Origin of the sequence: Rhodococcus antarcticus (assembly GCF_026153295.1) — a bacterium.
Lineage (GTDB): Bacteria > Actinomycetota > Actinomycetes > Mycobacteriales > Mycobacteriaceae > Rhodococcus_D > Rhodococcus_D antarcticus.
Genome location: NZ_CP110615.1, coordinates 2220083 through 2231813, shown reverse-complemented (window position 1 = coordinate 2231813; position 11731 = coordinate 2220083). Strand labels below are relative to the sequence as shown.

The following is an 11731-nucleotide window of genomic DNA, read 5'->3' as shown; positions in this document are numbered from 1 at the left end:
CTGTCACCCGCACCTGTCCCGCGTCCGGCGGCGACGTCGGGGGCGCGGCCTAGACTCCTCCGGTGGCTGGACGCATCTCGGACCGGGACATCGCGGAGGTCCGCGAGCGCACCCGCATCGAGGAGGTCGTCGGCGAGTACGTCGCCCTGCGCCCGGCCGGCGGTGGCTCGCTCAAGGGCTTGTGCCCCTTCCACGACGAGAAGTCGCCCAGCTTCAACGTGCGCCCGGCGCACGGCTACTACCACTGCTTCGGATGCGGCGAGGGCGGCGACGCCATCAAGTTCATCCAGGAGGTGGAGCACCTCAGCTTCGTGGAGACCGTCGAGCGCCTGGCCGAGCGGGTGGGCTACACGTTGACCTACGAGGGTGGCGGCACCAGCGTGCAGCGCGACCGGGGCACCCGCTCCCGGTTGGTCGCCGTGAACGCCGCCGCCCAGGAGTTCTACGCCGCCCAGCTCCGCGAGCCCGAGGCCGAGGCCGCCCGCGCCTACCTCACCGAGCGCAGCTTCGACGCCGCGGCGGCGGCCACCTTCGGCTGCGGCTACGCCCCCTCGGGCTGGGACTCCTTGACCAAGACTCTGGTGCGCAAGGGTTTCGAGGTCAGCGAGCTCATCGCCGCCGGGGTCAGCAAGGAGGGCAAGCGCGGCCCCATCGACCGGTTCCACCGGCGCCTGCTCTGGCCCCTGCGCAACCTCGGCGGCGACGTGGTGGGCTTCGGGGCCCGCCGCCTGTTCGACGACGACCCCATCGAGGCCAAGTACGTCAACACCTCGGACACGCTGCTGTACAAGAAGTCCGAGGTGCTGTTCGGGCTCGACCTGGCCAAGCGGGAGATCAAGAAGCGGCACCAGGCCGTCATCGTCGAGGGCTACACCGACGTGATGGCCATGCACCTGGCCGGGGTGCCCACCGCGGTGGCCACGTGCGGCACCGCGTTCGGAGAGAGCCACATGGAGCTGCTGCGACGACTCCTGATGGACGACAGCTACTTCCGCGGCGAGGTTGTCTACACCTTCGACGGCGACAAGGCCGGGCAGGCCGCCGCGCTCAAGGCCTTCGACGGTGACCAGAAGTTCGCGGCCCAGACCTACGTGTCGGTCGCCCCGGACGGCATGGACCCCTGCGAGCTGCGGCTGGCCTCCGGCGACGGTGCGGTGCGCGACCTCGTCGCCCGTCGCAGCCCGATGTTCGCCTTCGCGGTGAAGGCCCTGCTCGCCGAGCACGACCTGGACACCGCCGAGGGGCGGGTGGCCGCGCTGTCGCGCACGGTGGGCGTGGTGGGGCGGATCAAGGACCACTCGCTGCGCGACGAGTACGCCCGCCAGCTCGCCGGGTGGGTCGGCTGGGACGAGACGGCCGCCGTGGTCAAGCGGGTGCGCGAGTCCGCCGGGCAGCCCGCGGTGCCCGTGCGCCGCCGGCCGGTCGCCGTGCCGGAGGACGCCGACGCGGGGCCCGCGCGCCCCGAGCCGCGGGACCCCCGGCTCTGGCCGCAGCGCGAGGTGCTCAAGGCGGCGCTGCAGCAGCCGTCGATCGCCGGCCCGGTGTTCGACTCGCTGCCCGAGGACGTGTTCAGCCACCCCGCCTACGCCGCCCTGCACGCCGCGGTGCGGGCCGCGGGGGGCACGGCCGCCGGTCTCGGCGGGGCGCAGTGGGTGGAGGCGGTCAGCGACGTGGCCGGCAAGCCCCGGGTGCGCTCCCTGGTCAGCGAGCTGGCCGTCGAGCCGCTGCGCACCACCGGCGACGCCGAGCGCTACGTGTCCGCCGTCCTCGCGCGCCTGCAGGAGGTGTGGGTGGGCCAGCAGGTGGCAGAGCTGAAGTCCAAGCTGCAGCGGGTGGCCCCGGCGGACGACCCGGAGGAGCACCGGGCGCTGTTCGGTGACCTGGTGGCGCTGGAGCAGTACCGCCGCACCCTGCTCGAGCAGGCCAACGGTGCCGAGCCGGAGGCGATCTAGTGGTGACGACCGAGCCGGAGGCGATCTGACGTGCGACTGACCGACCGTCTGCTGCGCAGGACCGCTGCGCCCGCCGGGTCCACGGGGGCGCTCGAGGCAGGCGAGGAGGTGCTGGCCGTGGCGGCGGTGCGCGCCGGGTACCTCGTGGCCACCCGGCTCGGGGTCTGGGTTCCCGGCGCCGCGCAGGACGCCGGGCCGTTGCGGGTGCGGTGGGAGCTGGTCAGCAAGGCCACCTGGGACGGCGAGACCCTGGAGCTCACCGTCTCCGAGGAGACCGGGACCGCCGGTGCGGCCGTGCTGCTCGTCGACGTGCTCGTGCGCAGCTACGCCCTGGCCGACCCTGGCGCCCTGCCCCAGGTCGTCAACCAGCGCGTCACCGGCAGCGTGCGCTCCAGCCACCGCAGGGAGCTGCCGGGCGGCGGGGCGTGGTTCGTGCAGCGCAGCGTGCCGGGCCGTGACGGGGTGGTGCTGCAGGTGCGGGTGGACCCCGGCACCGACCTGGACGTCGTCACCGACATCGCGGCTGCGGTCGCCTCCCACCTGCCCGGAGGTGCTGGCTGACCCCTGGGCCCGACACCGACGCGCTGCTCGGCAACGCCGTGCTGCAGCGGGTGCGCGGGCAGCCCGGCCTGATGGGCCGGTGGGTAGATCGCCGCACCGCCGGGTGCACGCTAGTCGCGGCGGGTTCCCTTGCGGCCGTAGACGGTGCTCTCCGCGTTGAGCGGCTCCAGCGGCTCCAGCTTCGGCTGGGTGCTGAGGGCGTCGGCCACCCTGTCGCGCGTGACGTCGGCGATCTTCTTGGTGGCGGGGCTGTTCTTGACGCGCCCGTAGCTGCGGACGATCTGCTCGTACCGTCCGCGCCCGGCCTTGGTACCCAGCACGTACCCCGCAGCTGCTCCCAGCAGGAGACCCTTCACTTCTCGACCACCTCTCCTCGCACCTGTTCGTCGGCACCATCCTGCCCGATGCCGGGGCGGTGGCCCGTGGGGGAGGCTGGTCCACGGGTGCGCTAGAGTTCGGCTCCGTTGCGCTCCGCACCACCGGTGAGCCCAGCGCGGTCCTCCATAGCTCAATTGGCAGAGCAGCCGACTGTTAATCGGCAGGTTACTGGTTCGAGTCCAGTTGGAGGAGCCTTCTGACCAGCGGAGACGCTGGTCGTCCTCGGCCGCGATCGTCCAGCACCGTCCAGGCAGCAGATGGTCTGGCCTGAGCTCGGCCTGGAGCTGGACGGTGAGCGTGCGGGCCGGCTCGGGTCGGCGGCGCAACTCCTCGACGTGCTCACCGGCGACGTGGCGGCCGACCCAGCTCGTGCCGGGACCCCAGGTCCGCCCGTGGCGCCGGGCGGCGGTTCCGCCCCCGCGCACCCGATAACCTCCCTGTGCGGGGCAGTAGCTCAGCTGGTCAGAGCAGCGGACTCATAATCCGTCAGGTCGTGGGTTCGAGCCCCACCTGCCCCACCGTCACACCCGGGCGCGCAGCGTCGTGAGCAGGACAGCGGCCGTGTCCGCGTCGTCGCCGGTGACGGTGGAGCGGCGGCCAGGGGTCAGCCGCACCACCACTCCGGGTCGGCTGGCACGAGCACGACGGGCGACTCCGACGGCACCGCGAACGACCCGGCGGTGACGACGACCAGCGTGAGCACGCCGGCCGGCACGAGCGGCCCCACGATGCCCGGGGGGCCGACGGTCTCCCTGAGGTCGGCCGACCGTGCCACCATCACCGGGTGGACTACGAGACCGCCGTCGCGACCTTCTTCGCCCCGCCGCCCCCGGGCACCGAGCCGCCGCCGGCCTCGCTGCGGGCGAGCGGCGCCCGCCGGCTGCGTGACGCGATCGAGCCGATCGCGACCCAGGGCATCTGGGCCCGGGAGGTCAACGAGCGGTGCGCCGACCTCGGCCTGGACTTCCTGGGTACGTACGTCTGGGGCCGGGCCGCCTCGCTCGGCACCCCGCCGCCCGCACTGGTCACCGCCACCTTCGGCGTGTTCGCCCCCGCCCTGGTGGAGTCGGTGTTCGCCGGGGCCGCGGCGACGGCCGACCGGGACGCCGTGCTGGCCGCGCGCGAGGCGGGTGCGGTGGCCTCGCTGCGCCGGGTGCTGGGCGAGCCCGACGGCGTCGCGGAGCTGACCGCGCTGCTGCGCCGCGGGCTCGCGGGCGCGCACCTGGTGGCCCGTCCGCTGTACGCCGCCCTCGCGGCGCTGCCCGTGCCCGCCGACCCGTGGGGTGCGCTGTGGCGGGTGTGCGAGCTGCTGCGCGAGCACCGGGGGGACGCGCACCTGGCCGTTTGCCTGTCCGCGGGGCTCGACCCGGTGCGGATGAACGTGCTCACCGAGCTGACCTGCGGCATGACGCTGGGCAGCTACACCGCCAGCCGCGGGTGGTCACCCGAGGAGATCGGAGCGGCGGTGGCCACCCTCACCGACGACGGGCTGCTCGCCGACGGGGCGCTGACGGAGGCCGGCGAGGAGCTGCGAGCGGTCCTGGAGGACATGACAGACGACGCCGAGGACGCGGTGGTCGCGGGGATCGGGGAGGACCTGGAGGACGTGCTCGCGCGCTTGGCGGACCTCTCCGGCGACCTGATCGAGGCCGGCGCCTTCCCGGCCGACCCGGCCAAGCGTGCGGCGGGCTGACCCCACCCGCGAGGACACCCACTGGCGCACCAGGCGCCCCACGAGGCACACTGGTCACGCACAGCCAGCACGAGTCCTGCTCACGAGGTCGTTGGGGAAGACGTCCCTCGTCGGAGCCGGAGGTGAGTGGTGGGCGTTGCAGAACAGTTCGCGGACCGGACGACGGGTGTGGTGTACGTGCACTCGTCGCCCGCTGCCGTGTGCCCGCACGTGGAGTGGGCCCTCTCGGGGACCCTGGACTCCCGGGCGGGCCTGAAGTGGACCGCGCAGCCGTCCGCCCCCGGGCTGCTGCGTTCCACCTGCTCGTGGGCAGGCCCTGTGGGCACGGGTGCACGGCTGGCCAAGGCTCTGCGGGCGTGGCCCGTGCTGCGCTTCGAGGTGACCGAGGACCCCAGCGACGGGGTGGACGGCGAGCGGTTCAGCCACGTGCCGGGTCTCGGGCTCTGGCGGGGCAGCACCAGCGCCAACGGCGACGTCGTGCTCGGGGAGATGCGCCTGCGCACGATGATGGCCGCCGGCGCGGGGGAGCACCTCGCGGCCGAGCTGGACAGTGCGCTCGGCACCGCCTGGGACGAGGCCCTGGAGCCGTTCCGCAGCGGCGGCGAGGGCTGCGAGGTGACCTGGTTGCACCGCTCCGTCGGCTGAGCACGGCCCCCGTACCCAGCGCCAAGTGCGGGCTTCTGGTCGCCATTCCACCCCGGATGACCGCCAGAAGCCCGCACTTGGCGGCAAGGAGGGGCTACAGCGGGATGTTGCCGTGCGCCCCACGACCGGCCGGGGCCGAGGCGAGGGCCTCGGTGATCCGCCGCCGGGTGTCACCGGGGTCGATCACCTCGTCCACCACGCCGAGGGCCAGCGCCCGGTTCACGCCGCCGGCGATACGCTCGTGCTGCTCGGCCAGGCGCGCGTGCAGCGCCTCGCGGTCGTCCTCGGAGGCCGCGGCGAGCGCCTTGCGGTGCAGGATGCCCACCGCGGCCTTTGCACCCATCACGGCCACCTCGGCGCCGGGCCAGGCGAACACCTGGGTCGCCCCCAGGCACTTCGCGTTCATCGCGATGTAGGCGCCGCCGTAGGACTTGCGGGTCACCAGCGTCACCCGGGGCACGATCGCCTCGGCGAAGGCGTGCAGCAGCTTCGCGCCGCGGCGGACCACGCCGTCCCACTCCTGACCCACGCCGGGCAGGTAGCCCGGCACGTCCACCAGCACCACCAGGGGGATGCCGAACGCGTCGCACATGCGCACGAAGCGGGAGGCCTTCTCGGCGCTCTCGGAGTTCAGGCAGCCACCGAGGCGGATCGGGTTGTTGGCCACCACGCCCACGGTCCGTCCGGCGAGGCGGCCCAGACCGATCGTCACGTTGGGCGCCCACCGGGCCTGCAGCTCGTCGAAGGTCGACACCGCCCGGCCCTCGAGGTCGTGGTCGGTGTCCAGCAGCTCGCGGATCACCGGGTGGATGTCGTAGGCGCGCTGCTTCTGCTCGGGCAGCAGGGCACGCAAGTCCGTCTGCTCGGAGGCCGCACGCTGCATGTCGAAGATGCCCGGGCGGGCGAACAGGCCGGTGAAGCGCCGGGCCCGGGCCAGTGCGTCGGCCTCGCTGTCGGCGATCACGTGGACCACGCCGGACTTCTTGCCGTGCGCCTCCGGACCGCCGAGCGCGGCCATGTCGACCTGCTCGCCGGTGACGGAGCGGACCACGTCCGGACCGGTGACGAACACCCGGCCCTCCGGGCTCATGATGACGATGTCGGTCAGGGCCGGGCCGTAGGCCGCGCCCCCGGCGGCCGGGCCGAGCACCACCGAGATCTGCGGCACCCGCCCGGACGCCCGGACCATGGCCGCGAAGACCAGGCCCACCGCGTCGAGAGCCTCCACGCCCTCGGCCAGCCGGGCCCCGCCGGAGTGCCACAGCCCGATGACGGGGCAGCGCAGCTTGGAGGCCAGGTCGATCGCCTCGACGACGTGCAGGCAGCCCGCGGATCCCATGGCCCCGCCCATCCTCGTGGCGTCGGTGCAGTAGGCCACGACCTTGGCACCGTCGATGGTGCCCCGGGCAGCGAGCACCCCGGAGGTGTCCCGGGGGCGCAGCAGCACCACGGAGCCCGTGTCGAGCAGCTGCTCGAGCCGGTGCAGCGGGTCCCGCGGGTCGATCGGGTCCGCCGGCTCGGCCGGGGTGCTCGGGCGGGTGTCGAGAGCGGTCATGGCGTGCTCCTGTGGAGGGAGGGGTCGGAGCCGGTCTGGCTCAGACGCGAGCGAAGGCGAGCGCCACGTTGTGCCCGCCGAAGCCGAAGGAGTTGTTGATCGCGAGATCGACCTGCACGCGACGGGGTTCGCCCGTCACGACGTCGAGGGTGATCGCGGGGTCCTGGTGGACCAGGTTTGCGGTGGGGGGGATGACGCCTTCGCTGAGCGAAAGCATCGTGATGATCGACTCGAGCGCACCGGCGGCACCGAGGGTGTGACCCAGGGTGGACTTGGGTGCGGTGACCACGGCGTGGTCACCCACGGCGCGGGTGATCGAGGCGAACTCGGCGGCGTCGCCGATCGGGGTGGAGGTGGCGTGGGCGTTGACGTGCCCCACGTCGGACCCGGTGGCGCCGGCCCGGCGGAGGGCCGTGGTCATGGCCCGGGCCTGGCCCTCGCCGTCCGCCGGGGAGGCGGTGATGTGGAAGGCGTCCGAGCTCATGCCGTAGCCGACGAGCCGGCCCAGCACGGTGGCCCCGCGCGCCGCGGCGAACTCCTCGCGCTCGAGCACCACGATGCCGGAGCCCTCGCCGATGACGAACCCGTCGCGGTCGGCGTCGAAGGGCCGGGACGCGGAGGCCGGGTCGTCGTTGCGGGTGCTCATGGCTCGCATCTGGGAGAAGCCGGCGAGCGTGATGCCCGTGATGCAGGCCTCGGCGCCGCCGCAGACCACGACGTCGGCGTCGCCCATGGCGATCATCCGGTACGCGGTGGCGATGGCTTCCGAACCCGACGCGCAGGCCGAGGTGGGAGCGTGCACGCCCGCGCGGGCACCCAGCTCCAGACCCACCGTGGCGGCAGGGCCGTTCGGCATCAGCATGGGGATGGTCATGACGGAGACCTTGCGCAGGCCCTGGTTCTCCAGGAGGTCGTCCTGGTCCAACAGCGCCACCGCGCCACCGACGCCGGTCCCGATGACGACGCCGAGCCGCTCGGGGTCGACCTCGGGGGAGCCGGCGTGGGCCCAGGCCTCGCGGGCGGCGACCAGCGCCACCTGCTCGCTGCGGTCCAGCCGCCGGGCCTGCACGCGGGACAGGGTCTCGGTGGGCTCCACGGCGAGCTGCGCGGCGATGTGCACGGGCAGCTCGAAGCGCGCCACCCAGTCCTGCTCCAGGGTGCCGACCCCGCTGCGCCCGGCCAGCAGCGCCTCCCACGTGGAGGCGACGTCACCGCCCAGCGGAGTGGTGGCACCGAACCCGGTGACGACGACCGACGTGCGGCCGCCGTCACCAGGTGCGCTGGGGGAACTGGTCACTTGTTCTTCGCGATGTAGTCCACCGCGTCACCGACGGTCTTGAGGTTCGCGAGCTCCTCGTCGGGGATCTTCACGCCGAAGCGGTCCTCGGTCTGGACGGCGATCTCGACCATCGACAGGGAGTCGATGTCCAGGTCGTCGACGAAGGACTTCTCCGGGGTGACGTCGGCCGCCTCGATGCCGACGACCTCCTCGATGATCTCGGCGAAGCCGGCGGTGATCTCGTCGTTGCTCACAGTTGCGCTCCTTCTGAAGGGGTGGGTACGGGTCGGATCATGGCAGCACCACCGCCTGGGCCGCGAAGGACAGGCCGGCGCCGAAGCCGACCAGCAGCGCGACCTGGCCGCTGTGCGCCAGCCCGTCGCGACGCAGGTGGTCCAGGGCCAGGGGCACCGACGCGGCGGAGGTGTTGCCGGTGTGGACGATGTCGCGCGCGAGCACCATGTCCTCGCGCGCCCCGGCCTTGCGCATGGCCTTGGCGAGGGACTCCAGGATGCGCAGGTTGGCCTGGTGCGGGACGAGGACGTCGACGTCGGCAGGGGTGAGCCCGGCGAGCTCGAGGGCGCGCAGCGCCACCGGGGCGACCTTGGTGGTGGCCCAGCGGAAGACGGCCTGGCCCTCCTGCTCGACGAACGTGGTGCGGTCGCGGATCTGGATGACGGCGTGCTGGTCGCCTGAGCTGCCCCAGGACACCGGTCCGATGGCCGGGCCCTGCTCCTCGGTGCAGGGGCCCACCACGGCCGCGCCCGCCCCATCGGCGAAGATGATCGCCGTCGAGCGGTCGTTCGGGTCGATCCAGTCGGTGAACTTCTCCGCGCCGATGACGAGCACGTTGGTCGCGGTGCCGGCCCGCACCATGTCCGTGGCCACGGCGGTGGAGTAGCAGAAGCCGGCACAGGCGGTGTTCAGGTCGAAGGCGGCGATGTCACCGGTGCCGATGGCCGTGGCCACCTGGGCAGCCATGTTGGGCACCGGGCTCGGCGGCGTGCAGGTGGCGACGATGACGGCGTCGATGTCACCGGGCTGCAGGCCGGCGTCGGCGATCGCGGCGCGGCCGGCGTGCGCGGAGATGTCGACCAGGGTCTCGCCGGGGGCGCACTTGTGCCGGCTGACGATGCCGACGCGCTCGCGGATCCACTGGTCGTTGGTGTCGATGGTCAGCGCCAGCTCGTCGTTGGTGACGACGCGCTCGGGCAGGTAGGAGCCCGTGCCGAGGATCCGTGCGCCCGGACGGGCGGCGGTGGTGAGCAGGCGCGGGCTCACGCGGACACCTGCTCGAGCACGGTCGCCAGCTTCGCGAGGTCGTCGGGGGTCTTCAGCGCCACCGTGGGGGTGCCCTTCAGCTCGCGGCGGGCCAGGCCCACCAGGGTGCCGGCCGGCGGGAGCTCGACGACGGCGGTGACGGCGCGGCTGCGCATCGACTCCGTGCACAGGTCCCAGCGGACGGGGCGGGTGATCTGGGCGACGATCCGCGCCAGCACGTCCGCACCGTCGGTGACCACGGTGCCGTCTGCGTTGGACAGCAGCGGGCGGGTGGGATCGGCGACGCTGATCTGGGCGGCCCGGGCGGTGACGGCCTCCTGCGCGGGGGCCATGAACGCGGTGTGGAAGGCCCCGGCCACGGCGAGCGGGATGATGCGGGCCTTCGCGGGCGGGTCCGCCGCGAGGGCGTCGAGGCCGGCTCGGGCCCCGGCGGCGACGACCTGTCCGGCGCCGTTGCGGTTGGCGGGGTCCAGCCCGAGCTCGTCGAGGCGGGCGAGCACCTCGTCGGGGTCGCCGCCCAGGATGGCCGACATGCCGGTGGGCTCTGCGGCGCAGGCCAGACCCATGGCCGCCCCGCGCACGGCGGCCAGCGCCACGGCGTCGTCGGCGCTGAGCACGCCGGCGATGGCCGCGGCGGCGAGCTCGCCGACGGAGTGGCCCGCGGTCAGTGCGTCATCCGGGACCTGTCCGGCCGCGAGCAGCGCGTCGTGCGCCAGCAGGGCCAGGGCCACCACCAGGGGCTGGGTGACCGCGGTGTCGGTGATCTCCTCCGCCGAGGCGGTGGTGCCCAGGCGCACGAGGTCGAGCCCGGTGGCCGCCGACCACGCCTCCACCCGCTCGGGAGCACCGGGCAGGGCGAGCCAGGGCGCGAGCATGCCGGGGGACTGCGAGCCCTGTCCGGGAGCGAGGAGTGCGATCACCTGTCCCAGGGAACACGTCCACCACCGTGATCGACCGTGTGGACGTGCACCAACTCTGCGGACGCGTGTTGTGGGGTTCCCACAAGCGACCCCGCTGAGCAGGACAGGGACGCTGCGGCTGCGGGGTGAACGGCGTCCAGGTCGGAGTGTGACGTTGTCGGGGTGCACAAGCGTGTGCTCAACGACGCCCGTCCTGGACCGGTGTGCTGGCCGGCGTGCGTCCTCGAGCCGACCCTGGGCTCAGAAGGTGCCGCGGGCGACCGCGAGCCGACCCACGGCGCACGCGGTGCGCAGGACGTGGGCGTCGCGGGGGGCGGTGGGCTCCAGCCCGGTCACCTCGGCCACCCGCCGCAAGCGGTAGCGGACGGTGTTGGCGTGAACGAACAGGGTCCTCGAGCAGCTCTCCACGGCCCCGCCCGCCTCGAGGTAGGCGTCCAGGGTGTCGGCCAGCGCACCGCCGGCGCCCAGCAGCGGCCGCACCACGAGGTCGAGCAGGGCCCGCTCCGCGTACGGGTCCCCGTCGAGCACCCGCTCCGCGAGCAGGTCGGCGGCCAGCACCGGGCGCGGCGCCGAGGGCCACGCGGGCACGGCGCGCAACCCCGCCATCGCCTCCACCGCGCTGCGGTTCGCCCCCCCCACCGAGGCGGCCACCGGACCCACCACGACGGGCCCCGGACCGAAGCACCCGGACAGGTCGGTCAGCAGCGGGGTGCCGGGCAGCGCCCCGCTGACCACAGCCACGAGCCGGGAGCCCTGCACGGCCACCAGGGCGTCACGGGCGTGCCGGGCCGCCACCGCCCGGACCGAGCTCGTCACGCTCGACGCCGGCCGGTCGGGCGGGTTCCCCACCACCACGGTGGCGGTCGCCGAGAGGTCCCAGCCCAGGGCCGAGGCCCGGGACAACAGCGACTCGTCGGGGTCCCCGCGCACCACCCCGTCGACCACCAGCGCCTCCAGCCGTGCGTCCCACGCCCCGCGCGACTCGGCTGCCGCGGCGTAGACGGTCGCCGCGGCGAAGGCGATCTCCCGGCCGTACCGCAGCACCGCCTCGGTGAGCGCAGCGAGCTGCGCCGCGTCGGTGGCGACGCTGGGCAGCTGACGCTCGAACACGTCGGTGGCGGTACGGACCATCTCGACGGTCTGGCGCAGGCTGACGCGCTTGGTGAGGTCGCGGGGGGCGGCGCGGAACGCCTCGGCGGTGAGCCGGATGGCGGCGCGCGGATCGCGCAGCCACTCCACGAAGTTGGCCACCCCCGTCTGCACGACCAGCTGCACGCTGGCCCGCTGCTCGGCGTTCATCCGCCCGAAGAAGGGGAGCTGCTGGGCCATGGTGACGATGGCCTGGTGGGAGAAGTCGCCCGAGGCCAGCTCGAGCCGGCGCAGCACCTCGTCGGGGAGTCGGTCGGCGGCGGCCACCCGGGGAACGTACGCCGGGCCGTGCCCGGGCCCGGCCTCCGGCGGTGAGCG

General features: G+C 73.9%; 12 protein-coding genes and 2 tRNA genes. 6 read left to right on the top strand and 8 right to left on the bottom strand.

The window, feature by feature from the left end; genetic code table 11:
* Positions 1 to 62: 62 nt before the first annotated feature.
* Together dnaG and RHODO2019_RS10720 are read left to right on the top strand one after the other, a co-directional pair.
* Positions 63 to 1952: a DNA primase gene (dnaG, locus tag RHODO2019_RS10725; protein WP_265381789.1), complete on the top strand. Its 1890-nt coding sequence runs from the start codon at positions 63 to 65 to the stop codon at positions 1950 to 1952.
* A gap of 30 nt (positions 1953 to 1982) precedes the next feature.
* Positions 1983 to 2513 (top strand): hypothetical protein, encoded by a 531-nt coding sequence (locus RHODO2019_RS10720; RefSeq protein WP_265381788.1) that lies wholly within the window; start codon positions 1983 to 1985, stop codon positions 2511 to 2513.
* A gap of 110 nt (positions 2514 to 2623) precedes the next feature.
* Here the strand turns inward: RHODO2019_RS10720 and RHODO2019_RS10715 are convergent, their stop codons facing one another.
* Complete coding sequence (locus tag RHODO2019_RS10715; RefSeq protein WP_265381787.1) at positions 2624 to 2869, bottom strand: hypothetical protein; 246 nt, start codon at positions 2867 to 2869, stop codon at positions 2624 to 2626.
* A gap of 141 nt (positions 2870 to 3010) precedes the next feature.
* On the opposite strand from RHODO2019_RS10715, the gene RHODO2019_RS10710 reads away from it, so the two are divergent.
* Positions 3011 to 3083 (top strand) — tRNA-Asn (locus RHODO2019_RS10710).
* A 251-nt stretch (positions 3084 to 3334) separates the two neighbouring features.
* Positions 3335 to 3409: transfer RNA gene (locus RHODO2019_RS10705), tRNA-Ile, on the top strand.
* Positions 3410 to 3495: 86 nt separating this feature from the next.
* Here the strand turns inward: RHODO2019_RS10705 and RHODO2019_RS10700 are convergent.
* Positions 3496 to 3672, bottom strand: coding sequence for a hypothetical protein (locus RHODO2019_RS10700; protein ID WP_265381786.1), 177 nt, complete (start codon positions 3670 to 3672; stop codon positions 3496 to 3498).
* A 3-nt stretch (positions 3673 to 3675) separates the two neighbouring features.
* Here RHODO2019_RS10700 and RHODO2019_RS10695 point away from each other — a divergent pair, with 3 nt between their 5' ends.
* Both RHODO2019_RS10695 and RHODO2019_RS10690 read left to right on the top strand, forming a co-directional pair.
* Positions 3676 to 4584 (top strand): SCO6745 family protein, encoded by a 909-nt coding sequence (locus RHODO2019_RS10695; protein WP_265381785.1) that lies wholly within the window; start codon positions 3676 to 3678, stop codon positions 4582 to 4584.
* A 129-nt stretch (positions 4585 to 4713) separates the two neighbouring features.
* Entirely contained in the window at positions 4714 to 5229 is a 516-nt protein-coding gene (locus tag RHODO2019_RS10690) for a DUF3145 domain-containing protein (protein ID WP_265381784.1), read from the top strand.
* A 94-nt stretch (positions 5230 to 5323) separates the two neighbouring features.
* Here the strand turns inward: RHODO2019_RS10690 and RHODO2019_RS10685 are convergent, their stop codons facing one another.
* The 6 genes from RHODO2019_RS10685 to RHODO2019_RS10660 form a co-directional block, all read right to left on the bottom strand.
* Entirely contained in the window at positions 5324 to 6784 is a 1461-nt protein-coding gene (locus RHODO2019_RS10685) for an acyl-CoA carboxylase subunit beta (protein WP_265381783.1), read from the bottom strand.
* Between the two features lie 40 nt (positions 6785 to 6824).
* Positions 6825 to 8081: a beta-ketoacyl-[acyl-carrier-protein] synthase family protein gene (locus RHODO2019_RS10680; RefSeq protein WP_265381782.1), complete on the bottom strand. Its 1257-nt coding sequence runs from the start codon at positions 8079 to 8081 to the stop codon at positions 6825 to 6827.
* The gene (locus RHODO2019_RS10675) at positions 8078 to 8317 is read right to left on the bottom strand and encodes an acyl carrier protein (RefSeq protein WP_265381781.1); all 240 of its coding nucleotides are present in this window, start codon (positions 8315 to 8317) and stop codon (positions 8078 to 8080) included. The genes RHODO2019_RS10680 and RHODO2019_RS10675 overlap by 4 nt, the downstream gene beginning before the upstream one ends.
* A gap of 37 nt (positions 8318 to 8354) precedes the next feature.
* Positions 8355 to 9344 (bottom strand): beta-ketoacyl-ACP synthase III, encoded by a 990-nt coding sequence (locus RHODO2019_RS10670; RefSeq protein ID WP_265381780.1) that lies wholly within the window; start codon positions 9342 to 9344, stop codon positions 8355 to 8357.
* Complete coding sequence (locus RHODO2019_RS10665; RefSeq protein WP_265381779.1) at positions 9341 to 10264, bottom strand: ACP S-malonyltransferase; 924 nt, start codon at positions 10262 to 10264, stop codon at positions 9341 to 9343. The genes RHODO2019_RS10670 and RHODO2019_RS10665 overlap by 4 nt, the downstream gene beginning before the upstream one ends.
* Positions 10265 to 10504: 240 nt before the next feature.
* On the bottom strand, positions 10505 to 11680 hold the full coding sequence (locus tag RHODO2019_RS10660; RefSeq protein ID WP_265381778.1) for a PucR family transcriptional regulator: 1176 nt from the start codon (positions 11678 to 11680) through the stop codon (positions 10505 to 10507).
* Positions 11681 to 11731: the final 51 nt, after the last annotated feature.

Coding starts and splice junctions, on each gene's coding strand:
- RHODO2019_RS10685 (WP_265381783.1), bottom strand. CDS start 6,784: ATGACCGCTCTCGACACCCGCCCGAGCACCCCGGCCGAGCCGGCGGAC.